Here is a 239-nt window from a genome sequence, read left to right as displayed (position 1 = left end):
ACCGGCGGCGATACCGCCTTGGGTGGCGATGATTTCGACCATGCCATTGCTGGCTGGATCATCGAGCAGGCTGGCCTCTCCTCCGATCTGGACCCGGCCACCCAGCGCCAGCTGCTGCAGGCCGCCTGCGCCGCCAAGGAAGCCCTGACCGATGCCGACGTTGTCAGTGTCCGCCACGGCGCCTGGCAGGGCGAGCTGAGCCGCGCGGCCTTCGAGACCATGATCGAGCCGGTGGTCGC

General features: G+C 69.0%; 1 protein-coding gene. It reads left to right on the top strand.

Annotation, left to right across the window (positions count from 1 at the left end):
- Positions 1–239, top strand: a 239-nt coding sequence (locus SB772_RS45215; RefSeq protein ID WP_410839177.1) for an Hsp70 family protein, incomplete at both ends; no start/stop codon positions are given.

It is taken from the genome of Paraburkholderia sp. SIMBA_030 (assembly GCF_046535245.1).
Taxonomy (GTDB): domain Bacteria; phylum Pseudomonadota; class Gammaproteobacteria; order Burkholderiales; family Burkholderiaceae; genus Paraburkholderia.
The sequence above is the reverse complement of the archived record's forward strand: the minus strand, read 5'-3'. Positions and strand labels throughout refer to the sequence as shown.